Raw genomic sequence first — 25,988 nt, forward strand, 5'->3', positions numbered from 1 at the left:
CCGATGACACTGCCAGGAGATCTCGGCGCCTTCCTCGCGCTGGTCAAGGGCTCGCTGATAGCCACGGACGATCCGGCTGGCGCCCTTGCGTTGCTGGACGAGGCCAGGCTGCTCAGCCCGGGCACGCTGGTCGAGGAGGCCGCGCTCCGGCGTTCGGTCGGCATCGCGGTGACGCAAGGCGACGCGGCGCGTTTCGCCCTTGCCTCCACGCAGTATGTCGAGCGCTATCTCTATTCGCCCTATGCCAGCCAGTTCGCCGATTCCTTCGTCTCCGGCGTGATCGCGCTGCATATGTCGATCAGCCAGGACAAGCTCGCCGACATCACCTCGATGATGGATCCTGAGCGCGAGAAGGTGATCTACCTGCGCATCGCGCGGCGTGCCGCGATCGACGGGCTTGGCGAACTGTCGGCCTTCGCTTCGGCACGTGCCGAACAGGGTCGCGACGGCAACACCAACCAGAGCGATCCCCGCGCCCTGCTCTATTCCAGCCTGTCCACGGTGACCTCGGACACCATCGAGGACGTGCGCACCAAGCTTGGCAAGATCGACCGCAGCAAGCTTTCGGATGGCGACCGCGCCCTGCTCGACGCCGCCCAGGCCGTTGCCGGCGAAGTGGTCGCGCCACCCGCTTCTCTTCCAGCCGCAAATCAGGCAGCGGCCGACCCGACCACTGAAAATCCGCAAGCCGCGACGGCGTCTCCACCCGCATCCGGGGACAGCGCCGCTCAGGCGGCCGACGCCTCCGGCTTGCCGCCCGTCGAGGGTGCGGTCGCCGAACAGCCCGCAGTTGCGCCGTCCGGCAACACGGCGCCAGCCGCTCCGGACACATCGGCCCCCGCGCCTTCGGCCGATGCGGCGACAGTCGTCCCGGCTTCGGCCTCGGCGTCGGCGGCCCCCGTCGGTCCAGATACGGCCGACCCGACCGATGCCGCAATGATGAAAACCCGTCGACAGCTCGACCTGATCGACCAGATGCTAGGAGCCGCCCCGAAATGACACCCAGCCTCGGCCCGGCCCTGTCAGGATTTGCCGCCGCGCGCACGACGGCGGATCATCCGGGCGCATCCGGAAAAAAGGATGACGCCGGCTTTGGAAAGATGGTGCATACCGGTGCGGGCGCGCACCCGGAAAAGCAGCCGGCCGCAGAGGGCGGATCGCGCGATCCGCGCTGGAGCAAGCTTGCTACCGAACTGGCGGCGCAGGCCGGCGCGGACAAACCGGTGCCGGCCGACGAGGCAAAGACGCTTTCCAAGGGATTGCCGGTCGCGAAGTCTTCCAAGGACGGCAAGGACGCCGGCGCGGACAAGGAAGCTGAAACGTCGGCGGCCGACAGCGACACTTCACCGCTCCAGGACCAGTTGCCGTTGCTGACGGTCCTGCACGAGTTGCGCAATTTCTCGACGTCGGCCAACTCGGCTGACGCTGGCGATGCCGGGCAGAAGCCGGCATTGGAGGGGCAGGTCCTACCCAAGGCCTATCAAGCAAAATCCGCGGACGGCCAAGACCACCTCGAACCGATGTCGAAGCCCGAGCGTGTGTCTCTGACCGATGGATCGCTGACGAAGCTCGACGGCCAGGCCGCGCGCAACGCCGCGGCCGGCGCGCCGCAGCGCGACAATGCGATCGCGGCCGGCCCGCTGCCCGAGACGGCCCCAGCGGACGTTCCGGGCGTCGATCCGAAACAGGCCGCCCAGCAGCCGAAATCCATCGCCGATGTACAGTCCACCTTGCGGTCTGAACCCGGAAAACAGCAGTCGGTGGCGGCACGTATCGACGTGGTCTCCGAGCGCAGCTTCCCTGCCCCGCCGCAGGCACCGATCAGCCAGGCCGCCCTCAACGTGATCGGCGCCATATCGGCCGATGGCGGTCCGTCCCACGCCTTTTCGACACCCTCCTCGACCGCTCAGTTGGGCGGCCCTGTTGCCGTTCCGACACATGTCTTGAAGATAGAACTTCATCCGGCTGAACTCGGCATGGTCACCGCCAATCTCCGCCTCTCGGGAGAACAACTGTCGATTGAGCTGAAGCCCGAAACACACGACGCCTACCGCCGGCTTTCGAGCGACAGCGAAGCAATCGTGAAGTCTCTGCGCGGACTGGGTTTCGACGTCGATAAGGTCTCCATCATGCAACCGTCAGTCGCCGTTCCGGCTACAACCCGGGCGGATGGAACGGCTTCCATGACGGCGACGCCCGGCCGCGACCAGTCATCCTTCCAGCCTGGAAATTCCGGCGGCGGCAGCGGCGGGACGGGCAGCCAGCAGTCCGGTCAGCAGCCAGCAAGGGGTAGTCACGATGACGCGCAGGATTACGGCCGCGCCGCTTCGCCTTCTCGCGAGCGTGCTGGCGGCGGCATGTTTATCTAGCCTGGCCACGGGTGCCGTCGCCGCCACCAACCCTTGCGAGCCCGAGATCCTGCGTGCCGCCGACCGCTACGGCGTGCCCGCCGGCATTCTCTATGCCGTTGGTCTGACGGAGACCGGAAAGAAAGGGAGCCTTCAGCCTAACGCCTTGAATATAGAAGGAAAAGCGGTCTTCCCGAGAAGCCGCGCGGAAGCGCTTGCCACCTTCGAGAGCGCCAGGCGGGAAGGCAAGACACTGATTGATCTCGGCTGCATGCAGATCAATCACCGCTACCATGCCTCGCATTTCCGCAGCGTCGAGGACATGCTCGACCCCAGGCAGAATGTCGACTACGCCGCACGCTTCCTGGCCAGTCTGCATGCCCGTCATGAGACCTGGTCCATGGCTGTCGCCCGCTACCATGCCGGTCCCGACAACGACCCTGCGCAGAAGGTCTATGTCTGCCGGGTAATCGCCAACATGGTTGCCACCGGCTTTGGCAAATGGACCACCAACGCCCGCTCTTTCTGCAACCCATAAGCGTATTTTCGGCCTCCAATACGCCGCAGGCACTGCTTTTAAGCTCCGTTTTTGACTTGGCCAAGACTTGCCACTCCAAGCATATCTGGCTGCACGCTAATGCAACCGGTGCGATTCCAGACTCCCAAGAAACTAGTTACAAGAAATGATGGTGTTCAGGATTCCCGCCAGCGGTTACGCCTTTCCCCACGGGGCAGATGTGCTGATTCGGAAGGTGGGGCCGATGATTGTTATCGTTGACGAGCGGGAGCTCGTAACAGAGGGATACAACTCACTTTTCGACCGCGAAGGCGTTGCCTGCGCGGGCTTCGCGCCGAGTGAATTCGGCGAGTGGGTGAACTCGGCCGCAGACACGGATCTGCGTTCGGTACGGGCCTTCCTGATCGGCGATTGCCGCGAAGGCGCGATCTCGCCGCGCCAGATCCGCGACCGCACCGGAGCGCCCGTCATTGCGCTCAGCGAGCAGCACTCCCTGGAGAACACGCTGCGGTTGTTCGAGAGCGGCGTCGACGACGTCATCCGCAAGCCGGTGCATATCCGCGAGATCCTCGCCCGCATCACCGCCATCCGCCGCCGGGCCAACGAGGACGTCGCCTACACCGAGATCGGCGCCATGCGCATCTTCATGGACGGGCGCGATCCCGAGATCGACGGACAGCCGCTGCCCTTGCCGCGCCGCGAGCGCCGCATCCTCGAATACCTAGCCAGCAACCGCGGCCGCCGCGTCACCAAGACCCAGGTGTTCAACGCCATCTACGGCATCTTCGACGAAGAGGTCGAGGAGAACGTGGTGGAGAGCCACATCAGCAAACTGCGCAAGAAGCTGCGCGAGAAGCTGGGCACCGACCCGATCGATTCCAAGCGCTTCCTCGGCTACCGGCTCGTGTTCTGATGTCGCGCCGCGCCAGCCTCGCGCAAGACAGGACGCGTAGCCTCGCTGCCAGTGGCATGGATATTGCGGAGACATCTCGATGAGCCTCTATGGAATGATGCGGACCGGCGTTTCCGGCATGAACGCCCAGGCAAACCGCCTGTCGACGACAGCCGACAACATCGCCAACTCCGACACCACCGGTTACAAACGCTCCTCGGCCGAGTTCTCGACGCTGATCATGCCGTCCACCGGCGGCGCCTATAATTCCGGCGGCGTCACCACGACGATCCGGCAGGCGGTCAGCGATCCGGGCGTGCTGCAATACACCACCTCGGTGTCCGACCTCGCCGTCAGCGGCGATGGCTTCTTTGTCGTCCAGGATCCCAGCGGCACACCGTTCCTGACGCGCGCCGGCGCCTTCGTTCCGGATGCGCAGGGCAGGCTGGTCAACGCCGCCGGTTTCCAGCTGATGGCCTACAGCTACGCCAACGGCGTGCCCGCGGCGACGGTCAACGGCTTCGAAGGCCTGGTGCCGGTCGTCATCTCCGACCAGGGATTGACCGCAACGCCGAGCACCGCGGGCTTGTTCAGTGGCAATCTGCCGGCGGGCGCGACACCGGTCGCCACCGCCAACCTGCCCGGCGCCAACGCCGCCACCGCGCAGTACACCCAGAAATCGTCGATGGTCACCTATGACAATCTCGGCAACAAAAAGCTGCTCGACGTCTACTTCACCAACACCGGCGCCGGCACCTGGCAGGTCGCGGTCTTCGATCAGTCGAAGGCGACGCCGGGCACATCGTTCCCCTACACAGGCGGCGCGCTCGGCACGGCCAATCTGACTTTCGACGCCACCACCGGCAAGCTCACCGGCGCGACCACCGACGTAACGTTCACAGTACCGGGCGGCGCCAGCCTCGATCTCGACCTGTCGAAGTTGACCCAGCTCGGGACCGGCTATACGGTTTCCGACGCCCAGGTCAACGGCAACGCGCCAAGCACGATCGACAAGGTCCAGATCGGCAAGGACGGCATCATCTACGCCCAGTACAAGGATGGTTCCACCAAGGCGCTCTACAAGATCCCGCTGGCCGACGTGCAGAGCCCCGACTAGCTTCAGGCACTCCCCGGCAACGTCTACTCGCAGGGCACCGACTCCGGTGCGATCCGCGTCGGATTCGCCAACGAGGGCAAGCTTGGCTCGATCATCTCCGGCGCGCTCGAAAATTCCAATGTCGATATCGCCGAGGAATTGACCGACATGATCGCGGCGCAGCGCAGCTACACCGCCAACTCGAAAGTCTTCCAGACCGGTTCCGATCTGATGGACGTCCTTGTCAACCTGAAGAGATAAACCGGGCGCCGCCCGTGAAAGACCAGCATGTCGCTATCCTCCGCATTGAGTATCGCCCAATCGGCGCTTATGGCCACCTCGCGGCAGACCAGCGTGGTAACGCGCAACGTCTCCGATGCTTCCAATGCGGATTACACGCGCCGCATCGCCCTCGTCACCAGCACGTCGCCCGGTGCACGATCGGTTGATATCCAACGCGTAACCAACGACCTGCTGTTCAGGCAGAACCTCAGCGCTCTGTCCGCCTATAGCGGCCAGAGCGCGCTCTACAGCGGAATGGATCAGCTCGACGTTTCGGTGAACGGCGTCGACAATGCCTCCTCCCCCTCGACCGCGATCGGCAACCTGCAGCAGGCGCTGCAGCTGTACGCCACCTCGCCCTCCAACCAGAACCTTGGCTCCAGCGTCATCGACGCCGCCAAGCAAGTGGTGCGTTCGCTGAACGAAGGCTCCAAGGCCATCCAGGCTTTCCGCACACAGGCCGACGGTCAGATCGACACGGCGGTGAAGGACCTCAACTCGCTGCTCAGCCAGTTCCAGGACGCCAACCAGGCAGTGATGTCGGGAACGCGTTCCGGCACCGATGTTTCCGACGCACTCGACCAGCGCGACGCACTGCTGAAGAAGATCGCGAACTATGTTCCGAAATACACCTTCACCCGTGGCGACAACGACATGGTCATCACCACGGGTGATGGCACGACGCTGTTCGAAACCATTCCGCGCACGGTGAGCTTTGCCCCGTCCTCGGGCTATGCCGCGGGTGCGGCCGGCAACGCCGTCTATATCGACAATGTACCGGTCTCAGCCGGGACCGGCGGCAACACCACCGCCAGCGGCACGATTGCCGGTCTGCTGCAACTGCGCGACGACGTCGCCTCGACCATGCAGAGCCAACTGGACGAGACCGCTCGCGGCCTGATCACCGCCTTTGCCGAAACCGCGCCGTCGATGCCGAACGCCACCGGCTTGTTCACCTGGTCTGGCGCGCCGGCCGTGCCGGCCGCCGGCACGCTGGTCAATGGCCTTGCCGCATCGATCAGCATCAACGCGGCGATGGATCCGTCCGCCGGCGGCAACCCGACCTTGCTGCGCGACGGCGGCGCCAACGGCGCGGCCTATGTCGCCAACACCAGCGGCGGCGCCTCCTATTCGAGCCTTCTCGTTGCCTATGGCGACCGGCTCGACAAGCCTATGACCTTCGACCCCGCCGCCGGCATTTCGGCAACGTCGAGCGTCGCCGACTATGCCGCCAACTCGATCGGCTGGCTGCAGAGCGTACGCCAGCAGGCCTCGACAGCCTCCGACGCCAAGGAAGCGCTGGCCCAGCGCAGCGCCAGTGCCTTGTCGAACGCAACCGGCGTGAATGTCGACCAGGAAATGTCGCTGATGCTCGATCTCGAGCACACCTATCAGGCCTCGGCCCGGATGATGAAGACCATCGACGACATGATGTCGGCGCTGTTGAACGCGGTGGGATAAAGCCATGACTTCAGTCTCTTCTGCGGCCATTTCCAACGCCATGCGCTATCAGCAGATGCGCATGCAGGCGGACCTCGTCAAAGCCACGAAGGAATCCTCCACCGGCAAGGTCGCCGATGTCGGCCTGGCGCTTGGCGGGCGAACCGCCCAATCCGTCACCTTCTCGCGCGACCTCGACCGCCTCAACGTCATCGTCGATTCAAACGGGCTGGTCGCGGCCCGGCTCTCGTCGACCCAGACCTCTCTCGGCCAGCTCTCCAGCGTCGCGCAGACCTTCCTGTCGAGCCTGACATCGGCGACGTCGGGCGATTCGTCCCAGAGCCTCACCCAATCCGCCGGCACCAACACGGCGCAGCAGCTCGCCTCGATCCTGAACACGTCGGTCAATGGCGAGTACCTGTTTGCCGGCACCAACACCGACGTCAAGCCGATCAACGACTTCACCGCCCCCGGCTCGCCGGCCAAGGCGGCCTTCGACGCTTCCTTCGTCGCCAAATTCGGCTTCACGCCCAGCGACCCGGCCGCAGCCAACATCACAGCCGCCCAGATGGACGACTTCATCACCAACGACGTCGCGCCGCAGTTCCTAGGCGCGGGCTGGCAGACCAACATGTCGAATGCCACGGACCAGCAGATCGTCAGCCGCATCGCGCTCAACGAAACCACCGACACCTCGACCGGCGCCAACAGCGTCGGCATCAGGAAACTCGCCATGGCCGCGGCTCTGGTCTCCAGCCTGATGACCAGCAACATCAGCCAGGCGGCGAAAGACACCATCGTCAACCGCTCCCAGACCCTGGTCGGCGAAGCGCTGAGCGGCATCGCCCAGGTCCAGTCGCAGACCGGCATCGTGCAGAAGCGCGTATCCGACGCCAGCGACCGCATGAAAACGCAGGTCGACCTTTTCGAACGCCATATCCTCGATCTCGAGGCGGTCGATCCGGCCGAAGCCGCGACCCGCGTCGCCAATCTGACGCAGCAGATCGAGAACTCCTTCGCGTTGACGGCGCGCCTGCAGCAGCTCAGCCTGTTGAATTACCTGAAGTGAAGCACTCTGAACCGGAACGGTAGAGCCGACGATGTATCAATTCTCCTACGCCGATATCCAGAGCACCTCCGTCTCCGACGCGAAAGAGCGCGAACGGGATCTGCTGACCCGCTCGATCGACATGCTGTCGGCGGCGGCTGCGATCGGCCCCGATTCGATGGAGGCGGTGGAAGCGCTGCATTTCACCAACCGCGTCTGGACCGCCTTCGTCGAGGATCTCAGCTCCAGCGAAAACGCGCTCCCCAAGGAATTGCGCGCCAATCTGATTTCCATCGGCCTGTGGCTGCTGCGCGAGGCGGAGGACATCCGTCAGGGCCGCACCAACAATTTCGAAGGGCTGATCGAGGTTTCCCAGATCATCCGCGACGGCATTCAATGACCAACACGCTGAAGATCTCGTTGAAGCCCAACGAGAAGATCTACATCAACGGTGCCGTTATCCGCGTCGACCGCAAGGTCACCGTCGAACTGATGAACGACGTGCAGTTCCTGCTCGAGAGCCATGTGATCCAGGCCGAGGACGCCTCGACGCCGCTGCGGCAGCTCTACTTCATCGTGCAGGTCATGCTGATAAATCCCGCCGGTGCCGGCGAGGCGCGCGAGATGTTCCGCCGCTCGCTGCCGCTGCTTATCGCGAATTTCGAGGATGCCGGGATCGGCAGCGCCCTGAAGCAGATCGACCGCATGGTCGGCGAAGACCATATCTACGAGGCCCTGAAAGCGATCCGTTCGCTCTATCCTCTCGAACGCCGCGCGCTTGGCGGCAATGATGACATTCCGGGCGCCGCGCGCCCGCTGGCCGTGGGAGCACGATACTGATGACCGTGGACATGACGACGACGATACCGGTTGGCGCCAATTCAACCACCACCTCGACCTCGAAAACGGCGGTCGACTACCAGTCCTTCCTGAAGCTTCTGATCGCCGAGATGAAGAACCAGGATCCGACCAAGCCGATGGATTCGACGCAGTACGTCGCCCAGCTCGCGACCTTCTCGCAGGTCGAGCAATCGGTGCAGACCAACACCAAGCTCGGCCAGATCATGCAGTCGTCGGCGCTGTCGCAGGCGGATGCCCTCATCGGCCGCAACATCACCTCGGCCGACGGCAAGACCTCCGGCACGGTGGCTTCGGTGACGCTTGGCAGCAACGGACTGATCGCCGTGCTGCAGGATGGCACCACCGTCCCCGTCGGTTCAGGCGTGTCGATCAAGCCGGCAAGCTAGGCCAGCTTCCAGCATGAACGAGGCCGACGCGCTAGACATCGTCCAGTACGCGGTGTGGACGGTGCTGACCGCTTCCGCGCCCGTCGTGCTGGTCGCCATGGCGGTGGGCATCGGCATCGCCCTCATTCAGGCGCTGACACAGGTCCAGGAAATCACCTTGACCTTCGTGCCGAAGATCGTCGCCATCATGCTGGTGGTGGCGCTTACCGGTCCGTTCATCGGCGGCCAGATATCGGCCTTCACCAACGTCATCTTCGAGCGCATCCAGAACGGGTTCTGAGCCCTCGCCCCAAGCTGCGGCGGCTTGCGCCGGACTTATCCCGGGACAGCGGTCCGCTTGCGGTCGGCAGCGTTCCGGCTAGATTGCCGTCTGGGCCACTTCCGGCCGGGCAATCATTCATCTCAATGGCTTCTCGCAGACCCCAGGACCAGCCCAGACCGACCGGCGGCCCATGTGCGGCATAGCCGGCGTCTGGCGCAAGCGTAACCCGATCGGCGGCGGTGATCTCGCCGATATCGGCCGCATGACGCAGGCATTGGCGCATCGCGGCCCCGACGACCATGCCGGCTGGAACGACAGCCGCCTTGCGCTGGGTCACCGGCGGCTCTCGATCATCGATCTTTCGGCCCAGGCGCGCGAGCCCATGCTCACGGCCTGCGGCCAGGGCGTCCTGGTCTACAATGGCGAGGTCTACAACTACCGTTCATTGCGCGCGACCCTGGAGGCCGAAGGCCGGCGGTTCCGCACGGTCTCGGATGCCGAGGTGGTTCTCGAAGCCCTGCATCATTGGGGGCCGGACAAGGCCGTTCCGCTGTTCGACGGCATGTTTTCCCTCGCCTATTTCGACATGCGCACCGTCACGCTCTGGCTGGCGCGCGACCGTCTCGGCATCAAGCCGATGTCGGTGGCGCAGACATCGGAGCGCATCCTGTTCGCCTCCGAGGACAAGGCGATCCTCGCCTGCGACGACGTCGCGCGCGCGGTCGATGCGCGCGAGATCACCTTGCGCCTGGCCTGGCAGAGCCGCGACTCCGGTTCCAGCCTGTTCCAGGGCATCGAGCGGCTGCCACCGGGCGGCCTGTGGAAGATCACCGGGAACGGCATCGAGAAGCGCTGTTTCTGGCACGTGCTCGATGCGCTCGACGCGAGCCGCATCGTCGACGACACAGCCACCGACGCAGAACAGATGGCGACCCTGGAAGCGCTGATCCAGGACAGCGTCGGCCTTCACTGCATCGCCGACACCAGTCTCGCGTCGGCCTGCAGCGGCGGCGTCGATTCCGGCCTGGTGACGACGCTGGCGAAAAGGTTCAGGCCGGAGATGACGGCCTATGTCGTCGATCCGCGCCTCGGGCATAGCGAGGCCGCAGATGCCGAACGCACCGCACGCCATGCCGGTGTGCCGCTGCACAGGGTGCCGGTCGACAAGGACCGGTTCCTTGACCTGTGGCCAAAAACCATCTGGCATCTGGAAAGCGACGGCTGGCACGCCAGCCATGTCTGCCTGCTGGCGCTTGCCGAACAGTGCCGGGCCGACGGCATCAAGGTGCTTTTGACCGGCGAAGGCGCGGATGAGCTGTTTGGCGGCTACGACTGGCAGGAAGCCAGCATGCGGATGTGGCGGCCCTGGTCATGGCCGGGACGCCTGTTCCGGTCGAAGAGCCGGCTTGCCGGCAGATTCGAGCGCCAGCGCTATGCCCCTTTCCGGACATCGGTCGCGGGAGCCCATGGCTGGGACCGCAATGTCGTGCTGAGATCGCTGTCGCCGGAGCTGAACTTCCTGCAGACGAAGATCTTCGACAGGCTGGAGCCGGTGGCATCGCTCAGCGACCGCGCGTTCCTCGGCTGCTGCCTCCACGATATGTATGGCCACATGCAGGATCTGTTGAACAGGCATGACCGGCTGAGCATGGCGGCTTCGGTCGAACTCAGGGTGCCGTTCCTCGAAAACCGGCTGATCGAATTCGCCATCCACCTGCCAAGGCGGCACAAATACCGCCGTAAGCAGGGGAAATGGCTTTTGAAGCGCGTGGCGGAAAAACATATCCCGCCGCAGAACGTGAAGGCCATCAAGAACGGCTTCCAGGTATCGGCCAATTTCACAGCGGGCTCGGAAGGCCTGCTGCGCGGCGGCTTGCTGCGCGACGCCATGAAGTGGCCGGCAGCGTCCGTCGAGGACCTCGTCGGCCTGGCCAAGCGCGATCAGCCATCGCGGCTGCGGCTGGTGGGCATGGAGCTTTTCCTGCGCCTGCATGCCGGCGGCGAGAGCACCGCCAACCTCACCGAAGCGCTGCACGCCTCGGTCAGGGAGACGCGTTGAAGAGGCAGCCGGCGGCCAGCGGATGCGTGGCCCTCCGCTATCTCGCTGTTGGACCATGATCTTCTCCGCAAGACGTTCGCCCTTTGCGGCGCGCTGCCATAGTTTCGGCAAATGATGCGGTGAAACGCAGGGATCAGCACGTCCGTGGCAGGAACCACCCGATGATTGACGAAAAGCCGGAGGAAGGCGTCTCGGCGCTGGCGCCGTTCCGGCATGGCATCTTCCGCGCGGTCTGGGCCGCAAGCCTCGTTTCCAATTTCGGCGGCCTGATCCAGGGTGTCGGCGCCGCCTGGATGATGACCACGATCGCCACCTCGCCCTACCAGGTGGCGCTGGTCCAGGCCTCGACCACACTTCCCATCATGCTGTTCGCGCTGGTGGCAGGGGCCATCGCCGACAGTTTCGACCGGCGCAAGGTAATGCTGGTCGCCCAGACCTTCATGCTGGTCGTCTCGGTGCTGCTGACCGTGTTCACCTATTACAATCTGCTGACGCCCTGGACGCTGCTGGCCTTCACCTTCCTGATCGACAGCGGCACGGCGCTTAACAGTCCTTCCTGGCAGGCCTCGGTCGGCGACATGGTTCCGCGCAACAAGGTGCCGGCCGCCGTGGCGCTGAACTCCATGGGTTTCAACCTGACGCGCAGCGTTGGCCCGGCGATCGGCGGCATCATCGTCGCGGCGGCGGGCGCGGCGGCCGCCTTCGCGGCCAACGCGGTGAGCTATATCGGCCTCATCGTGGTCATGGCGCGCTGGAAGCCCAACATTCCGGCATCGACCTTGCCGCGCGAGTCGCTCGGCGCGGCCATGGGCGCCGGCCTGCGCTACGTCGCCATGTCACCCAACATCGGCAAGGTGCTGGTCCGCGGCGCTGCCTTCGGCTTCAGTGCCGGCGCGGTTCTGGCGCTCTTGCCGCTGGTGGCGCGCGACGTCGTCAAGGGCGATGCCCTGACCTATGGCATCATGCTCGGCTCGTTCGGCATCGGCGCCGTCGGCGGCGCGCTGATCAGCGTGCGGCTGCGGCAGTTGCTCTCGAGCGAAACGATGGTGCGCTGCGCCTTCGCCGGTTTCGCGCTTTGCGCCTTCAACGCCGCCATCAGCCATGAGGCCTGGCAGACCTCGCTCGGCCTGCTGGTTGGCGGCGCCTGCTGGGTGATCGCGCTGTCGCATTTCAACGTCACCGTGCAGATGGCGACGCCGCGCTGGGTGGTCGGCCGCGTGCTGTCGGTCTACCAGACGGCGACCTTCGGCGGCATCGCGCTCGGCAGCTGGATCTGGGGTGTCGTCGCCGACGCGCACGGCGCCGAGACGGCGCTGATCGCCGCCGCCATCGCCATGCTGGCGGGCGGCGCCATCGGCCTCGTGCTGCCGCTGCCGCAGCAACAGGTGCTGAACCTCGACCCGCTCAACCGCTTCAAGGAACCGCACCTGGCGCTCGACCTCAAGCCCCGCAGCGGCCCGATCGCCATCATGATCGAATACATCATCCGCCACGAGGACGAGGCGGAGTTCCTCGCCACCATGGCCGAGCGGGGCCGCATCCGCCGCCGCGACGGCGCCCGCAACTGGACGCTGGCCCGCGATCTAGAAAACCCGATGATCTGGATCGAGCACTACCACACGCCGACCTGGCTCGAATATGTCAGGCACAATGGCCGCATCACCCATGCCGACGCGATGGTCGGGGAACGCCTGCGCGCCCTGCACAGCGGCGAGGAGCCGCCGCGCGTGCGCCGCGTGATCGAACGCCCGACGACGGCAGGCACAGCACTGGTACCCGCAAAGGGGCCGATCGAGCATTAAGGCAGCCGCTTAAAGTAGATGCCGCGCGTCTATCCCTCGCCCGACAGATCCCTGCGCGCCTTTTCCAACTCCTCGGCATAGCGCCGCATCAGATGGCCCTCGGTCAGCAGGCCGAGCACGATGTGGTCGGCAAAGTCCTCGACCACGGCCAGTTCCTCGGCGCCGGCGCGCTGAAAGGTTTCGGCCGCGGCCTGAACGTTCATGCTCGGCACCAGCACGGCATTCTTGTACTGGGCGAGATCGCGCACCGGCACCTCGCCGTCGGACGGGTCGCTGTGCAGTTCGGCGACGATCAGAACGCCGACATATTCGTCGCCGGGAGCGACCGCGATGACGCGCTGGGCCGAACCGAGCGGGAACTCCTTGCGGAACGCGGCGAGCGTCGTCGAGGCATCGATGGTCTTGATGTCCTCGCGCATCATCGAGCCGACGGTAAGGCTGCGCATCCAGCCGACATCGTGGGCGCTGCGGATCGTCTCGCCGCGCAGGTGGAAGCGCCACGTCGAGAAGGAATAGCCGAAAGTTTCGCGCACAAGGATCGCCGACATGATCGAGGCCGCCAGCACCACGCCGGTCAGCGTCAGGTCGCGTGTCGACTCCAGCGCCAGGAAAGTCATCGTCAGCGGTCCGCCGACGACGCCGACGGCAAGCGATGTCATGCCGACGACGGCGGCGACCGAGGGATCGATGCCGGTCGCCGGCGAGACCAGCGCCATCACGCCCGCGAAAGCCTTGCCGAGCAGCGCGCCCAGAAACAGCGAAGCGAAGAACAGGCCGCCGCGAAAACCCGACCCCAGCGAGATCGCCGACGCCGCCAGCTTCAGGACGAAGACGCTCGCCACCACCGCCAGCCCGTAATTCATGGCGAATTCGCGGTGCAGCGCGCCGTGGCCGCTGGACAGGACCTGCGGCGTGATCAAACCGAGAAGACCCACCAGCACGCCACCGATGACGGGGCGCAGCGAGGTATCGACCGACAGCCGGTTGAAACCGCGTTCGATCAACGTCACCAGTTGCATGATGGCGATCGAAGCGGCGCCGCCAAGCAGGCCGAGCAGCAGGAACGGCACATATTGGCTGGGCGTCAGCGCCGGCAGGCCGGCGAGTTCGAGCGGGAACGGCACGCCGCCGAACATCTCGGCCGTCAGCGAGGCCGAGATCGCAGCCGTCATGACGGGCGCGACATTGGCGACGGAATAGATACCGATGACCAGCTCGAACCCATAGAAGGCACCGGTCAGCGGCGCGTCGAAGGCGGCCGCGATGGCGCCGGCGGCACCACAGCCGACCAGGATGCGGACATCGTTGCGGCGCAGCTTGAATATCCGCGCCAGCCGCGACGCCACGCCGGACCCGACCTGGGTATAGCCCGCCTCCAGTCCGACCGAAGCGCCGAAGCCGCTGGAGATCATCGTCTGGCAGACGATGATGAAGGTGTCGGTCAGCGACATGCGCCCGCCATAGAGCGCATTGGCCTCGATCGGGTCGACCGGCGTGCGGAACTTGCGGATTCTCAGCCAGATCACGCTCAGCCCGAGCAGGGCGCCGCCGATCGCCGGGATCAGGGCGTGCATCGGGTTGGCCAGCGAGAACATGCCGGACAGCCGGCCGCCGGGCTGGACGCCGAACAGGAGCCCGTGCAGATCCTGCACGATCTGGCTCATCGCGGTGACCAGTATGCCCGCCATGACGCCGACAATGCCGGCCAGGATGACAACCGCGATGCCGCGCGCCTCGAGCAGCGGTATCGACCGCAGGAGCACCGCGCGCAACCGGCGGGCGTAGACTTGCGGCTGGTTTCTGGGCGGTTGGTCTCTGGAAAGCACCGGGGCGGCTCGCCGATATCAAAGGGCACTGGCAGACCCGCCTGATACGCCCGGCGACACGGCATGACAACCACAATGCCGACATGAAAGGCAGCATTGTGGTCGCCAAGCTATTGATTTTCATCCTTCCAGGCCGAAGCAGGCGCCCTGGCGTCAGTCCGGTATCGTCAGCGGCCCGCAATCGTCGTCGGCGATGAAGGTCGCCAGGAGTTCAGCCGGCTCCGTGGCGCTAGCATTCTCGGCGAACAGATGCACCGCGCCCGGCGGCTCGAACCAGCTTTGGCCCTGTGTATAAGTGCCGGCGGGACTGCCGGCGAGTTGCGAGCGCAGCGTGCCTTTCAGCACGAAGGCGCTGACCGAGCCTGGATGCCGGTGGCGGGGCGTATAGCCGTTCGGAGGAAATGCGACGATCGCCGTGGTGATGGATTTGCCCGGCACGTTCGGCAGCTTCTCGCAGGAGACGGGTGTAATGACTGTCTTGGGCCTTGCGCCGGCGACGCCGTCCGCATCGGCGTTTTCCATCTGCATATGCGTTTCCATGTGGCCCGGCACAATGCCCGTCAGGCCCGGACCGGCCCATTTCGCCGCCAGCGCGAACAGGACGGCCACGGCGCTTATGGCGATGAGGGAATGGCCGGTGCGTAGGCGAAGCTGATTGCTGGTCATGTCGATATCTCCGAGCGAAGCTTAGGCTGGCAGCCGGAAGTCGGCGCGCCAGCCCAGTTCCTCGACCGCCTTTCGGGTCGAGACGGCCTGATTGGGTTCAGCGACATTGAAGATGCCGGCGTGACCACGGTCGAGCGCCAGCAGCGCGGCATGGCCGGCCGCATCGACATGCACCGGCGACCCGCCGGTGGGCGCCTCGGCGCCAGTGCCCGGTCCATAGAGCTGGCCGTAGCGCAGCACGATGCCGGCAAGCGGCGCGCTCAGCACGGCCTTTTCCAGCGCGATGACGCCGCCGACGCTGATGCCGCGATTCCCCTCGGCATCAGCGTCCAGGGGATCGCTTTCGCTGTAGGGCTGCGGGCCCGGCGCGTAGGCCCAGGCGATGCTCTGCGCGATCAGGCGACGGGCGCCCGCCGCCTTCGCCGCCTCGACGAGGTTGCTTGTGCCCTCGGCGCGGATGCGTGCATTGCGCACGATCGCCTCGCCCATCTTCGAGGGCTCGAGCCCGCTGGGCAGGTCGGTGAGCTGATGGATGACGATGTCGGGCTTTGCCGCCAGCACCGCTTGCGACAACGCGCCGGCGTCGAAGACGTCGACGATCACCGGCTCGACGCCGAGCGCGCGCAGCTCCTCCGCCTTCCCCGCCTGGCGCGTCATCCCGATCACTGCGTGTCCCGCATCAAGCAGTTGCGGCACCAGCCGCCGTCCGATCGCGCCAGAGGCGCCGGCCAGAAAAATCCGATAGGCCATGGTCATCATCCTCGCTCTGCAATAATATCAGGGTTCGAACAATATATAAGAGCTCTGATATTATGCGCAAGTCAAATCAGCACCCCGATATTCCGGCTCCGGGAACGGGCAAACGCGGCGAGGAAGGCTATCTCGGTTATCTCCTGCGCCAGGCCGCCGGCGCCTATCGACACCGGGTCGAGCGCTCGCTTGCCGATCTCGGCGTGACGCCGCCGCAATTCGCGACGCTGACCATGGTGGCTGCCTATCCCGGCCTCTCCAATGCCGACATCGCACGGCTCGCCATGCTGACGCCGCAGACGGTCAGCGTCATCGTCGCCAATCTGGAGCGGTCCGGTTCCCTCGTGCGAAAGCCGCATGCCATCCATGGCCGCATCCTGCAGCTCGAACTCAGCGAAAGCGGACAGGCTTTGCTGAAGACTTGCCGGGGCCGGGTGCACGCGATCGAGAAGGAACTGACCGAGGGCCTGTCGCCGGAGGAAGAGCGGACCGTCAGGCGCTGGCTGGTTTCCGTAGCGACAGCCGGCGGTGCGGACAAGGACTGACTGGCGGTCGCGGAGGGGCCAGCATCGGCCGCTTCAGGTCGGCATAGGCTCGCCTGCTTCGTAAAGCACGAGATTGCGCTCGCCTATGCCGAGTTCCGGCCAGCTTGAGCGCCAATCGGCGATGTGCGGGGAACGGAAATGCGCGTCGAGTGCTGACCTGTCTCGCCAGGCTTCGGCGACCCGGATCAGCCCGGCGTCGAGCACATCCTGCGCATAGGAATACTCCAGGCATCCATCCTCGGCACGGCTGGCCAGCACCATGCGCTCCATTGCCGGCCTTGCCTGTTCGAGCCGGTCGGGCGGCAGGCGGATGGTGCCGATGATGAGCAGCATGGTTCGTCTTTCTCGGTGGAATCGGACCGGCACTCTCCCACCCTCGCGCAAGCTTGGCCAGCTACCCTTGCCGTGCTGTCGCATGTTCGGCAGCCCATGGTTCGAGGATGAGAATGGCGATCAGCGAAAGCATCCAGCCCGGCGCGGTGGCCAAGAACGGCCGCGACATCTTCTTCGCGCTCGGCATCATCATCATCCTGGCCGTGCTGTTCCTGCCGATCCCGGCCTTCCTCATCGACATCGGCCTCGCCTTCTCGATCGCCCTTTCGGTGCTGATCCTGATGGTGGCGCTGTGGATCCAGCGGCCGCTTGATTTCTCATCCTTCCCGACCGTGCTGCTGATTGCCACCATGCTGCGGCTGTCGCTCAACATCGCCACCACGCGCATGATCCTGTCGCACGGCAATGAAGGCACACACGCCGCCGGCTATGTCATCGCCGGCTTCTCCAAGCTGGTGATGGCGAGCGACTTCGTCATCGGCCTCATCGTCTTCATGATCCTGATCGTGGTGAACTTCATCGTCATCACCAAGGGCGCCACCCGTATCGCCGAAGTCGGCGCCCGCTTCACTCTCGACGCCATCCCCGGCAAGCAGATGTCGATCGACGCCGACCTGTCCGCCGGCATGATCGACGACAAGACCGCGCAGTTGCGCCGCCGCGAACTGGAAGAGGAATCCTCCTTCTTCGGCTCCATGGACGGCGCCTCGAAATTCGTGCGCGGCGACGCCATCGCCGGCCTCATCATCACTGCCATCAACATCGTCGGCGGCATCGCCATCGGCTACCTCAGGCATAATATGGGCATGGGCGAGGCCGCCGACGTGTTCATCAAGCTGTCGGTCGGCGACGGCCTCGTCACCCAGATTCCGGCGCTGATCGTTTCGCTGGCCGCCGGCCTGCTGGTTTCCAAGGGCGGCACGCGCGGCTCGGCCAACCAGGCCGTATTCGGCCAGCTCGGCGCCCATCCGCGCGCCCTCTACGTGGCCGCGGCGCTACTGGTGCTGCTCGGCCTGATGCCCGGCCTGCCCTTCTTCCCGTTCTTCGCGCTGGCCGCCGGCATGGCCGGCCTCGGCTACATCATTCCGATGCGCCACAACCGGGCGCTCGCCGAAGCCGAGGCGCTGAAGAACCAGGAGAAGGTGAACAAGGCCGAGGAAGAGAAGAACTCGGTCAAGGCCTCGCTCGCCACGGCCGAGATCGAACTGCTGATCGGCAAGCAGCTTTCGACCCGTCTTCTGGTCTCGCATCAGGAACTGGTCTTCCGCATGGGCAAGATGCGCAAGAAATTCGCCCAGCAATACGGCTTCGTCGTGCCGGAGGTGCGTGTCGCCGACGACTTCGCCATCCCGCCGAAAAGCTACCAGATCAAGGTGCACGGCACCGTGGTTGCCGAATACCAGATGCGCGTCGGCGAGATCATGGTGCTGCTCGGCAGCCGCGACATACCCCAGATCCCGGGCGAGGAGATCCGCGAGCCGGCCTTCGGCATGCGCGCCTATTCCGTCATCGAGACCTTCGCCGAGGATCTGAAACGCGAGAACTTCACCTTCGCCGACAACATGTCGGTGCTGCTCACCCACCTTTCCGAAGTGATCCGCAACAACCTGCCGCAGCTTCTGTCCTACAAGGACATGAAGGCGCTGCTCGAAAGGCAGGACCAGGAATACCGCAAGCTCGCCGACGAGATCTGCACCTCGCACATCTCCTATCCCGGCCTGCAAGCGGTACTGAAGCTGCTGCTGGCCGAGCGCGTCTCGATCCGCAACCTGCATCTCATCATCGAGGCCATCGCCGAGATCGCGCCGCATGTGCGCCGCACCGAGCAGATCGTCGAGCATGTGCGCATCCGCATGGCGCAGCAGATCTGCGGCGACCTTTCGGAAGGCGGCGTGCTCAAGGTGCTGCGTCTCGGCAACCGCTGGGACCTTGCCTTCCACCAGAGCCTCAAGCGCGACGCCAAGGGCGAGGTGCGCGAGTTCGACATCGATCCGCGCCAGCTCGAGGAGTTCGGCCAGGACGCCACCAAGGCGATCAAGAAGCACCTGGAAGCCGGCGAGCGCTTCGTGCTTGTCACCGCGCCGGACGCCCGCCCCTATGTGCGCATGATCATCGAGCGGCTGTTCACCACGCTGCCGGTGCTCTCCCATGTCGAAATCGCCAAGGGCGTCGAGATCAAGGTGCTCGGGACCATATCGTGAGCGTTCTGTCGCAAGGCGTCGTCATCGCGGCGTTCCTCGCTTTCTGCCGCATCGGCGCCTGCTTCATGCTGATGCCGGGCCTGTCCAGCGCCCGCGTTCCGGCCCAGGTCCGGCTGTTCGTGGCGATCGCCGCCACCGGCGGCCTGCTCGCCTTCCTATGGGACAAGATCTTTCCCTATGTCGATCCGCGGCCGCAGATACTGGTGCCGATGATCATCTCGGAACTGCTGGTCGGCGGACTGATCGGCGCCATGACCAGGCTCTACATGGAAGCCTTGCGCTTCATGGGCTCGGCCATCGCCATGCTGATCGGCTATGGCGGCTCGGGCGGCCCGGCCATCGAGGAGCCCGAACCGCAGGCGGCCCTTGCCGCGATCATCTCGTTCTCCGCGCTGCTGATGCTGTTCGTCTTCGATTTCGACCATGAGATCGTGCGCGCGCTGGTCGCCTCCTACACGGTCGCGCCGGTCAACATCTTCTTCAACCCGCAGGCGGCGCTGGTCGACATTTCCGATACCGTGTCCGACACCTTCTTCCTCGTCATCCGCCTCGGCAGCCCGTTCGTCGCCTATGCCATCCTGGTCAATCTGACGATCGGCTTCGTCAACAAGCTGACCCCGCAGATTCCGATCTACTTCATCTCCCAGCCCTTCGTGATCGCTGGCGGCATGCTGATCTTCTACTTCGCCATAGGCACCATGCTGTCGCTGTTCGTCGACGGCTTCGTCGACCTGACGCTGGCGAGGTGACATGACAAGCCGCAAGGATCGTCTGCGCAAACTGGTCAAGGTGCAGGAACAGCTGAAGTCGCTGCACGAAACCCGTCACGCCGGCCACGTGGCGGCGGCCAACGCCGCCGAGACCGAGGCCCGGGAACTGATCGGCCATTTCGACCAGGACAATTCGCTCTCCGGCCTGTTTCCCGATCTCTACCACAAACGCATCGCCCAAGCCGTCGTGCGCCAGGAGAAGAGCCTGGAGGACGCCAGGCAGGAGGCCGGTCTCATCGCCGCCGCGACGGCGCGCACCAACATGGTCGAGCGCGCCTACAAGGACGCGCGCAACCGCGACGAACGCGAGCGCTCCGACCGCGAGCGGCTGGACCTGATCGCGCAGAAGCGGCAGGAATAAAGGCGGCGCGGCGGCGGACCCGGCAGCCATGTCTTTATTGTGCGGAGCTCCATGAAAGCAGCTTTGCGCGCAGGCGCCGGTGTTTTCTTCCGGCCGACCTCCAGACAGGCATCAACGCTGTCGCAAGCAGCAGCCTGAGCCACCTCAGGCCCCAGAGCGGCGAGGTGCGGATCGCGGCGCGCCACCAGCGGCGATAATCCGGAATATCGACAAGGCTGTCCCATGGCTTGCTGGCGCCGGAGAAATGCAACAGCCAGGGATCGCGGCGCTGCAATGCCGCGGCCTCCGCGTCGACATAGAGGCGGCGGGTCTCGCGCTCGAGCAGCCAGACCATGGTGTTCCAGCGCGGATCCAGGAGGGCAACGCGGCCTTGGAGCAGCAGATTTATGGCGTCCTGATCACGCCAGCGGAACCTGTACGGATGATCAAGCACGAGTTGGCCCGCCCGCGCGCCGAACCCTTCGCGGCGAAGCTTGGCAAGGTCGAGCAACAGCATCCCGGAGTTGACATAGGTGAAGTTGTCAGGGTCCCAGCCCAACGCGTCGCGGACATGGAGCAGATGGTCGGGACGGCCGGTGACCTCTTCCTCGGCCAGCGCCGCATGCAGGCCCAGATCCTGGACGGCGCCGGCGACCGCGCCACCGAGATCGGCGGAAAGCAATGGCCTTATGTCGGCTACCGCGAGAATATCAGCGTCGAGATAGAGAACACGATCCAGGTCTGGGAGAAGCTCACCGAGTTGCAGCCGCAGCAATGCCGCGGGCGTAACGTGATCCAAGGGCGCCATGTCACGGAACCGGTTCTCGACATGATGCACGAACAGACGATGCGGACCCATCCGCAACCTTTCCAGGCGCCGGGAGCGGCGGCTGGGCGGCTCATCATGGAATACGTGAAACGCCAGCGGCGGCCCGGGTGAGAGATGTGCCAGCACTGAAGCAATCGTCACGGCCGCCTGGCCGATATTTCCGCCGTCGACACAAAGGGCAATGCTGAGACAGGTGGTCATCCTTGATCCGCCCCATGTTCCTGATCGCCGCCGCCTTTACGCCCGCCGCGGATTCGGGGGCGGTCGGACAACGCTTCCTTTCGCTGGCGAACGCACCGACGAGTATGCCCGCATGTGATCTCTACTAGGCGATATCGGATTCGCCGCAAGCCCAATTGACCGTGGCCTCAATTTATTGCGCCGCTTGTGGAAATCCGAAGCTGCCTAAGATCAGTCAACAGACCAACGAGAAGCGGCCGCATCGCTGTCTGCGCGCCGTGCTCCAGGCAACCGGCCGATCCAATCCCCTCCCCCCGCAAGCCTGCCACAAGCTTGTTGAGGCATGGTCTGGCTAAGGAAAATCGGCAAAAGGCGGACTTTCTTGGCTATTTCTCCACCCAGCGACATCGTCATGGATGTCGCCCGAGCCGCTGAGCCGGCGGATATCGAGGCGGCCCGCGCGGCGCTGACCAAGCGTGCGGGCGGTGTCGCCGGCACATTCTCGGTCGACACCTCGGCCTCGGTCGAGGCCGGCTCGATTCTGTCGCGCGCCAGCGCCGACCATGCGGCATCGGCCGATCCGGCCAAGAAATTCAAGAAGTTCGAGGCGATGGTCTTGCAGACCTTCATCCAGAACATGCTGCCCAAGGACACCGAGGGTGTCTATGGCTCGGGTCTGGCCGGCGACATGTGGAAATCGCAGCTCGCCGAGCGCGTCGCCGATGTCATGGCCGATCGCGGCGGCATCGGCATCGCCAAGTCGCTGCTGGCCGACCACTATATGGACGGCAAGCGCAAGGTGCCGATCGGCCCGGTTTCGAATGGACCCGAGAAGACCGAGATCGACCAGCAGACCCGCCTGTCCACCTCGCTCGTCCAGGAATTACAGCGCAAGGCCGCCAGGTCGATGACCGGCGATGACATAACCATAAAAACAGACATTAAGATCTAGACTGGGAAACACCATGGCCGACACTCCCGACTCCAGCATCAACCTGCCGGCGCACAGCCCCGCATCGGAAGCTCCGATCGCCTTCGCGCGGCCCGGAAACCTGGCCGCCATCATCGGCCGTATCGAAGAAGTGGTCGAGGAAGAGACCGCCGGTATCCGCAACGACACCGCCTATGACCTCAAGGCATCGAACGCCCGCAAGAGCCGCTACCTCTACGAACTGACCCGCGCCATGCGGGGCGGCAGCGAGGTCGAGTTCCTTGAGCAGCATCGTGAGGGATTGACCCGGCTGCGCCAAAAGCTGGCGAAGAATGAGGCCGCTATCCTGGCGCATCTGAGCGCCGTCAACGAAGTCGCGAGCCTGCTGCGCAGCGCCATCCAGCGCGCCGAAACCGACGGCACCTATTCCGCCGGCGAGTTCGGCAGGATGAGAGGCTAAATGCCGGTCTCGGTCTCCGCATGATCAAGGTCATCGCCATCGCGGTCTGGATCTGCGCCGCCACGCTCGGCGCGGTGTTCTATTCATTCCAGGCGGCCGGCGAGCGCGGCGTCGGCGAGAAGCCGAAGCCGATGCTGGGCGGTCTGGACTACGTCAAGACCGACATCATCTCGGTGCCGCTGATCCGCGATTCCAGGATCGATGGCTATTTCCTGGCCAAGCTCGTCTATACCGTCGAGCCGGCTGAGATAAAGAAGCTGTCCATCCCGGCCGAGGCGCTTATCACGGACCAGGTCTACAGCTATCTCTACGCCCATCCGCAGATCGACTTCACCAAGAAGGAAACGATCGACCTCAATGCCTTCCGCGCCGCGATCCGCGACACGGTCAACACCCGCGTCGGCGCCACCCTGGTGCACGAAGTGCTGGTCGATCAGGTCAATTTCCTGAGCAAGGACGAGATCCGCGACAACTGGCTGCGCCGCAGGCAGGATGCCAGCACCCCGGCGGCCGAGGCGCCCAAGCCGGTCAGCGCGCATTGAGCGGCTGCCGGCCCTTTGACCGGCGCCCATGGCTTTGAGCGCCATCGGCGTCGGAACCAACGCCAGCAATTCGCGTTGACGTAAACGTCAATCCAAAGCTATATGCGGCAGCGATCATGATCGCCAAGAACTGCGGCGCGGGTTTCGGCAGGATCGATGCCCGTTGCGGGATACCATAACCAACAAGGAGAACAGCGTGAGCGTCCAGGAGATTGCCGAGAAGATCAAGTCGCGCGTGGCCAGCAGCGGCTTCGACCGTTCCGTGAAGTTCGATACCGGCGCGGACGGCGTCATCGTCATCGACGGCGCGACCGTCTCGAACACAGATGCCCCGACCGACTGCACCATCAAGCTCTCGCTCGACGATCTGGACTCGCTGATCGCGGGCGACCTCAACCCGACCATGGCCTTCATGACCGGCAAGATAAAGGTCGAAGGCGACATGACCGTCGCCATGGCGCTGAGCCAGTTGATCGGCTGAAGAACCGTACCTGCAAATGAAAACGCCGCCTTTTCGGGCGGCGTTTTCATTTGTGCAGTTGGGCTTCGCCCTCAAGCGGCCAGCGTCGGCGCCTTCAATCTGCGGCCGGCAGCCTTGATGGTGCCCGAAGCGCCGTCAAGCGCGCCCTCGACCAGTTCCAGCGCCAGCAGCCGGTGCCGCTCGTAGGGTCCGGGCATGGCAAGGGCTCCTGTCCTGGCGGCCGAGAAGCCGAAGCGCTCATAGTAGGGCGCATCGCCGACCAGCAGGATCGCCGCGTGGCCAAGGCGCGCGGCCTCGGCCACGGCATGGCGCATCAACGCCGAGCCGATGCCGGCGTTCTTGAGCGACGGATCGACGGCGAGCGGGCCAAGCAGCAGCGCCGCCGCACCGCCCTCGCCCAGTGTCACGTCCCACAGACGCACCGTGCCCGCAACCGCGCCCGAAGCATCGCGCGCGACGAAGGCCAGGCCTTCCGAAGGCCGGCGGCCGCGCCGCAGCTTTTCCGACGACTTGGTCTTGCGCTTCGGCCCCATGGCGCGATCGAGCAGGGCCTCCCGCGCCGCGACATCGGCGGCCGTTTCGGCGACCAGCACGAAGGCCGGCGCGTGGGCGATGATTTCAGCTGACATTTCCATTTCCGCAATCCTTCACGAGCGGAGATCTGTTCCACAAGCGAGCCCGGGTGGGCGACGATCGCCCACCTGGGATGATCTGAGCGGCTCTCAACGCATTTTCAGGCGAAGTTGTGTCCGGTTCGCCTTTCGAAAATGCGCTGAGAAAGCGCCGTCAGATCACGTAGGATCGGAGAGGCTCGAAGCCGTTGAACGCGACCGCCGAGTAGGTGGTCGTGTAGGCGCCGGTGCCTTCGATCAGCACCTCGTCGCCGATGGTCAGCGACAAGGGCAGCGGATAGGGCGTCTTCTCGTACATCCCGTCGGCCGAATCGCAGGTCGGGCCGGCGAGCACGCAAGGCGCGGTCTCCGAGCCGTCATGGCGGGTGACCAGCGGATAGCGGATCGCCTCGTCCATGGTCTCGGCCAGGCCGCCGAACTTGCCGATGTCGAGGAACACCCAGCGCACATTGTCGTTATCGGCCTTCTTCGAGATCAGCACGACTTCCGACTTGATGACGCCGGCATTGCCCACCATGCCGCGGCCCGGTTCGATGATCGTCTCGGGCAGCGCGTTGCCGAAATGCTTGCGCAGCGCCGAGAAGATCGCCTGGCCATAGGCCTGAGCCGCCGGCACGTCGCGGAGATAACGGGTCGGGAAGCCGCCGCCCATGTTGACCATCTTCAAGACGATGCCTTCCTCGGCCAGCGTCGCGAACACCTTCTTGGCGTCGGCGAGCGCACGGTCCCAGGCGGTCAGGTCGGTCTGCTGCGAGCCGACATGGAACGACACGCCATAGGCATCGAGGCCGAGCCCCTTGGCATGGCGCAGCACGTCGACGGCCATCGCGGGCACGCAGCCGAACTTGCGCGACAGCGGCCACTCGGCGCCCTCGCCATCGGTCAGCACGCGGCAGAAGACGCGCGCGCCGGGAGCGACGCGGGCGATCTTCTCGACTTCCTCGACGCAGTCGACCGCGAACAGCCGGATGCCGAGCTGGTAGGCGCGTGCGATGTCACGCTCCTTCTTGATGGTGTTGCCGAAGGAGATGCGGTCCGCCGGCGCACCGGCGTCCATCGCCATCTCGACTTCGGCAACGGAGGCGGTGTCGAAGGACGAGCCCATCGCAGCAAGGAGGCGCAGGATTTCCGGCGCCGGGTTTGCTTTCACCGCATAGTAGATCTTGGAATCGGGCAACGCCTTCTCGAAGGCGCGGAAATTGTCACGCACGACATCGAGGTCGACGACGAGGCAGGGGCCGGACGGACGTCGGGTGGCGAGGAAGTCGAGGATGCGCTGGGTAGCCATCGGGTTTCTCCATCACGCCTTTCGGCGCGCACAAGGGTGCGGACGCGGGCTGTCGGCCTCGCGAACACGCGGTCAAACAAAGGCGGGACGAAAATTCCATGGAACCAGCCGGTGGAGACCCCGGAACCATGAAACGCCGTCTCGCGGCGATGAACCTAGCCTTGCCCGGCTTCGGTTCGCTTTGTCTGCCTTGGCTTGGATTGGGAGAACCCCGTTCCGCA

Annotated in this window: 27 protein-coding genes and 1 pseudogene; 21 read left to right on the forward strand and 7 right to left on the reverse strand. The window is 64.9% G+C overall.

What is annotated here, in order from left to right; all coding sequences use genetic code 11:
• The 13 genes and pseudogenes from J0I79_RS24920 to J0I79_RS24980 form a co-directional block, all read left to right on the forward strand.
• On the forward strand, positions 1–999 hold a 999-nt coding region (locus tag J0I79_RS24920; protein WP_292865505.1), incomplete at its 5' end, for a chemotaxis protein MotC.
• Complete coding sequence (locus J0I79_RS24925) at positions 996–2,369, forward strand: flagellar hook-length control protein FliK (protein ID WP_292865508.1); 1,374 nt, start codon at positions 996–998, stop codon at positions 2,367–2,369. The genes J0I79_RS24920 and J0I79_RS24925, both read left to right, overlap by 4 nt.
• Positions 2,299–2,886: a transglycosylase SLT domain-containing protein gene (locus J0I79_RS24930; protein WP_292865512.1), complete on the forward strand. Its 588-nt coding sequence runs from the start codon at positions 2,299–2,301 to the stop codon at positions 2,884–2,886. Before J0I79_RS24925 ends, J0I79_RS24930 begins: the two co-directional genes overlap by 71 nt.
• Before the next feature lie 223 nt (positions 2,887–3,109).
• A complete protein-coding gene (locus J0I79_RS24935) occupies positions 3,110–3,778 on the forward strand; it encodes a response regulator transcription factor (protein WP_292865581.1) in 669 nt (222 codons plus the stop codon).
• 79 nt (positions 3,779–3,857) lie between these two features.
• Positions 3,858–5,114 (forward strand): annotated as a pseudogene (locus J0I79_RS24940) (flagellar hook protein FlgE).
• A 27-nt stretch (positions 5,115–5,141) separates the two neighbouring features.
• Positions 5,142–6,596, forward strand: a complete 1,455-nt coding sequence (flgK, locus tag J0I79_RS24945) for a flagellar hook-associated protein FlgK (protein WP_292865515.1) — start codon at positions 5,142–5,144, stop codon at positions 6,594–6,596.
• A 4-nt stretch (positions 6,597–6,600) separates the two neighbouring features.
• Positions 6,601–7,644 carry a flagellar hook-associated family protein gene (locus J0I79_RS24950; protein ID WP_292865518.1) on the forward strand — a complete coding sequence of 348 codons (1,044 nt, stop codon included), beginning with the start codon at positions 6,601–6,603 and terminating at the stop codon, positions 7,642–7,644.
• 31 nt (positions 7,645–7,675) lie between these two features.
• A complete protein-coding gene (gene flaF, locus J0I79_RS24955; protein WP_292865521.1) occupies positions 7,676–8,023 on the forward strand; it encodes a flagellar biosynthesis regulator FlaF in 348 nt (115 codons plus the stop codon).
• Positions 8,020–8,463 (forward strand): flagellar biosynthesis repressor FlbT, encoded by a 444-nt coding sequence (gene flbT, locus J0I79_RS24960; RefSeq protein WP_292865524.1) that lies wholly within the window; start codon positions 8,020–8,022, stop codon positions 8,461–8,463. The genes flaF and flbT overlap by 4 nt, the downstream gene beginning before the upstream one ends.
• Positions 8,463–8,870 carry a flagellar hook assembly protein FlgD gene (gene flgD, locus J0I79_RS24965; RefSeq protein ID WP_292865527.1) on the forward strand — a complete coding sequence of 136 codons (408 nt, stop codon included), beginning with the start codon at positions 8,463–8,465 and terminating at the stop codon, positions 8,868–8,870. Before flbT ends, flgD begins: the two co-directional genes overlap by 1 nt.
• A gap of 13 nt (positions 8,871–8,883) precedes the next feature.
• On the forward strand, positions 8,884–9,150 hold the full coding sequence (gene fliQ / locus J0I79_RS24970) for a flagellar biosynthesis protein FliQ (RefSeq protein WP_013893193.1): 267 nt from the start codon (positions 8,884–8,886) through the stop codon (positions 9,148–9,150).
• Positions 9,151–9,322: 172 nt separating this feature from the next.
• Positions 9,323–11,191, forward strand: a complete 1,869-nt coding sequence (gene asnB / locus J0I79_RS24975; protein WP_292865530.1) for an asparagine synthase (glutamine-hydrolyzing) — start codon at positions 9,323–9,325, stop codon at positions 11,189–11,191.
• 161 nt (positions 11,192–11,352) lie between these two features.
• Positions 11,353–12,993 carry an MFS transporter gene (locus tag J0I79_RS24980; protein WP_292865533.1) on the forward strand — a complete coding sequence of 547 codons (1,641 nt, stop codon included), beginning with the start codon at positions 11,353–11,355 and terminating at the stop codon, positions 12,991–12,993.
• Positions 12,994–13,022: 29 nt separating this feature from the next.
• On the opposite strand, the gene J0I79_RS24985 is transcribed toward J0I79_RS24980, so the two are convergent.
• The 3 genes from J0I79_RS24985 to J0I79_RS24995 form a co-directional block, all read right to left on the reverse strand.
• Positions 13,023–14,819: a chloride channel protein gene (locus J0I79_RS24985; RefSeq protein WP_292865536.1), complete on the reverse strand. Its 1,797-nt coding sequence runs from the start codon at positions 14,817–14,819 to the stop codon at positions 13,023–13,025.
• A gap of 153 nt (positions 14,820–14,972) precedes the next feature.
• Positions 14,973–15,485, reverse strand: coding sequence for a cupin domain-containing protein (locus J0I79_RS24990; RefSeq protein ID WP_292865539.1), 513 nt, complete (start codon positions 15,483–15,485; stop codon positions 14,973–14,975).
• Positions 15,486–15,506: 21 nt separating this feature from the next.
• Positions 15,507–16,235: an NAD(P)-dependent oxidoreductase gene (locus J0I79_RS24995; RefSeq protein ID WP_292865542.1), complete on the reverse strand. Its 729-nt coding sequence runs from the start codon at positions 16,233–16,235 to the stop codon at positions 15,507–15,509.
• Positions 16,236–16,297: 62 nt separating this feature from the next.
• Between J0I79_RS24995 and J0I79_RS25000 the strand changes: the two genes are divergently transcribed.
• Positions 16,298–16,780, forward strand: a complete 483-nt coding sequence (locus J0I79_RS25000; protein WP_292865545.1) for a MarR family transcriptional regulator — start codon at positions 16,298–16,300, stop codon at positions 16,778–16,780.
• Between the two features lie 33 nt (positions 16,781–16,813).
• On the opposite strand, the gene J0I79_RS25005 is transcribed toward J0I79_RS25000, so the two are convergent.
• Positions 16,814–17,113: a putative quinol monooxygenase gene (locus J0I79_RS25005; protein WP_292865548.1), complete on the reverse strand. Its 300-nt coding sequence runs from the start codon at positions 17,111–17,113 to the stop codon at positions 16,814–16,816.
• A gap of 113 nt (positions 17,114–17,226) precedes the next feature.
• Here J0I79_RS25005 and flhA point away from each other — a divergent pair, with 113 nt between their 5' ends.
• Genes flhA through J0I79_RS25020 form a run of 3 tightly spaced genes read left to right on the forward strand, consistent with a single transcriptional unit; the run spans position 17,227 to position 20,445 of the window.
• Positions 17,227–19,314 (forward strand): flagellar biosynthesis protein FlhA, encoded by a 2,088-nt coding sequence (flhA, locus tag J0I79_RS25010; RefSeq protein WP_292865551.1) that lies wholly within the window; start codon positions 17,227–17,229, stop codon positions 19,312–19,314.
• Positions 19,311–20,063, forward strand: a complete 753-nt coding sequence (gene fliR / locus J0I79_RS25015) for a flagellar biosynthetic protein FliR (RefSeq protein ID WP_292865554.1) — start codon at positions 19,311–19,313, stop codon at positions 20,061–20,063. Before flhA ends, fliR begins: the two co-directional genes overlap by 4 nt.
• A 1-nt stretch (position 20,064) precedes the next feature.
• Positions 20,065–20,445, forward strand: coding sequence for a hypothetical protein (locus J0I79_RS25020; RefSeq protein WP_292865557.1), 381 nt, complete (start codon positions 20,065–20,067; stop codon positions 20,443–20,445).
• A 34-nt stretch (positions 20,446–20,479) separates the two neighbouring features.
• Here J0I79_RS25020 and J0I79_RS25025 read toward each other — a convergent pair whose 3' ends face one another.
• Positions 20,480–21,454: a glycosyltransferase family 8 protein gene (locus J0I79_RS25025; RefSeq protein WP_292865560.1), complete on the reverse strand. Its 975-nt coding sequence runs from the start codon at positions 21,452–21,454 to the stop codon at positions 20,480–20,482.
• A 322-nt stretch (positions 21,455–21,776) separates the two neighbouring features.
• Between J0I79_RS25025 and J0I79_RS25030 the strand changes: the two genes are divergently transcribed.
• The 4 genes from J0I79_RS25030 (at position 21,777) to J0I79_RS25045 (ending at position 23,847) form a co-directional block, all read left to right on the forward strand.
• A complete protein-coding gene (locus tag J0I79_RS25030) occupies positions 21,777–22,385 on the forward strand; it encodes a rod-binding protein (RefSeq protein ID WP_292865563.1) in 609 nt (202 codons plus the stop codon).
• Positions 22,386–22,398: 13 nt separating this feature from the next.
• Positions 22,399–22,824 (forward strand): hypothetical protein, encoded by a 426-nt coding sequence (locus J0I79_RS25035; protein WP_292865566.1) that lies wholly within the window; start codon positions 22,399–22,401, stop codon positions 22,822–22,824.
• A 20-nt stretch (positions 22,825–22,844) separates the two neighbouring features.
• The gene (locus J0I79_RS25040; RefSeq protein WP_292865569.1) at positions 22,845–23,366 is read left to right on the forward strand and encodes a hypothetical protein; all 522 of its coding nucleotides are present in this window, start codon (positions 22,845–22,847) and stop codon (positions 23,364–23,366) included.
• A 196-nt stretch (positions 23,367–23,562) separates the two neighbouring features.
• Positions 23,563–23,847, forward strand: coding sequence for an SCP2 sterol-binding domain-containing protein (locus tag J0I79_RS25045; protein WP_292865572.1), 285 nt, complete (start codon positions 23,563–23,565; stop codon positions 23,845–23,847).
• Between the two features lie 71 nt (positions 23,848–23,918).
• Here the strand turns inward: J0I79_RS25045 and J0I79_RS25050 are convergent, their stop codons facing one another.
• Together J0I79_RS25050 and odc2 are read right to left on the reverse strand one after the other, a co-directional pair.
• Positions 23,919–24,482: an N-acetyltransferase gene (locus tag J0I79_RS25050; protein WP_292865575.1), complete on the reverse strand. Its 564-nt coding sequence runs from the start codon at positions 24,480–24,482 to the stop codon at positions 23,919–23,921.
• A 151-nt stretch (positions 24,483–24,633) separates the two neighbouring features.
• Positions 24,634–25,767, reverse strand: coding sequence for an ornithine/lysine decarboxylase (gene odc2, locus J0I79_RS25055; RefSeq protein ID WP_292865578.1), 1,134 nt, complete (start codon positions 25,765–25,767; stop codon positions 24,634–24,636).
• Between the last annotated feature and the right edge of the window lie 221 nt (positions 25,768–25,988).

The organism is Mesorhizobium sp. (genome assembly GCF_017306585.1).
GTDB lineage: Bacteria > Pseudomonadota > Alphaproteobacteria > Rhizobiales > Rhizobiaceae > Mesorhizobium.

Bases quoted from the DNA above. Each gene is read 5' to 3' on its own strand.
- J0I79_RS25020 (WP_292865557.1), top strand. From the start codon at position 20,065: ATGACAAGCCGCAAGGATCGTCTGCGCAAACTGGTCAAGGTGCAGGAA.
- J0I79_RS24950 (WP_292865518.1), top strand. From the start codon at position 6,601: ATGACTTCAGTCTCTTCTGCGGCCATTTCCAACGCCATGCGCTATCAG.
- J0I79_RS24935 (WP_292865581.1), top strand. From the start codon at position 3,110: ATGATTGTTATCGTTGACGAGCGGGAGCTCGTAACAGAGGGATACAAC.
- flgK (WP_292865515.1), top strand. From the start codon at position 5,142: ATGTCGCTATCCTCCGCATTGAGTATCGCCCAATCGGCGCTTATGGCC.
- flbT (WP_292865524.1), top strand. From the start codon at position 8,020: ATGACCAACACGCTGAAGATCTCGTTGAAGCCCAACGAGAAGATCTAC.
- J0I79_RS25000 (WP_292865545.1), top strand. From the start codon at position 16,298: ATGCGCAAGTCAAATCAGCACCCCGATATTCCGGCTCCGGGAACGGGC.
- J0I79_RS24930 (WP_292865512.1), top strand. From the start codon at position 2,299: ATGACGCGCAGGATTACGGCCGCGCCGCTTCGCCTTCTCGCGAGCGTG.
- J0I79_RS24990 (WP_292865539.1), bottom strand. From the start codon at position 15,485: ATGACCAGCAATCAGCTTCGCCTACGCACCGGCCATTCCCTCATCGCC.
- asnB (WP_292865530.1), top strand. From the start codon at position 9,323: ATGTGCGGCATAGCCGGCGTCTGGCGCAAGCGTAACCCGATCGGCGGC.
- J0I79_RS25040 (WP_292865569.1), top strand. From the start codon at position 22,845: ATGATCAAGGTCATCGCCATCGCGGTCTGGATCTGCGCCGCCACGCTC.
- flaF (WP_292865521.1), top strand. From the start codon at position 7,676: ATGTATCAATTCTCCTACGCCGATATCCAGAGCACCTCCGTCTCCGAC.
- J0I79_RS24925 (WP_292865508.1), top strand. From the start codon at position 996: ATGACACCCAGCCTCGGCCCGGCCCTGTCAGGATTTGCCGCCGCGCGC.
- J0I79_RS25035 (WP_292865566.1), top strand. From the start codon at position 22,399: ATGGCCGACACTCCCGACTCCAGCATCAACCTGCCGGCGCACAGCCCC.
- J0I79_RS25025 (WP_292865560.1), bottom strand. From the start codon at position 21,454: ATGACCACCTGTCTCAGCATTGCCCTTTGTGTCGACGGCGGAAATATC.
- J0I79_RS25050 (WP_292865575.1), bottom strand. From the start codon at position 24,482: ATGGAAATGTCAGCTGAAATCATCGCCCACGCGCCGGCCTTCGTGCTG.
- flgD (WP_292865527.1), top strand. From the start codon at position 8,463: ATGACCGTGGACATGACGACGACGATACCGGTTGGCGCCAATTCAACC.
- J0I79_RS25005 (WP_292865548.1), bottom strand. From the start codon at position 17,113: ATGCTGCTCATCATCGGCACCATCCGCCTGCCGCCCGACCGGCTCGAA.
- fliQ (WP_013893193.1), top strand. From the start codon at position 8,884: ATGAACGAGGCCGACGCGCTAGACATCGTCCAGTACGCGGTGTGGACG.
- J0I79_RS24980 (WP_292865533.1), top strand. From the start codon at position 11,353: ATGATTGACGAAAAGCCGGAGGAAGGCGTCTCGGCGCTGGCGCCGTTC.
- J0I79_RS25030 (WP_292865563.1), top strand. From the start codon at position 21,777: ATGGTCTGGCTAAGGAAAATCGGCAAAAGGCGGACTTTCTTGGCTATT.
- J0I79_RS24995 (WP_292865542.1), bottom strand. From the start codon at position 16,235: ATGGCCTATCGGATTTTTCTGGCCGGCGCCTCTGGCGCGATCGGACGG.
- flhA (WP_292865551.1), top strand. From the start codon at position 17,227: ATGGCGATCAGCGAAAGCATCCAGCCCGGCGCGGTGGCCAAGAACGGC.
- odc2 (WP_292865578.1), bottom strand. From the start codon at position 25,767: ATGGCTACCCAGCGCATCCTCGACTTCCTCGCCACCCGACGTCCGTCC.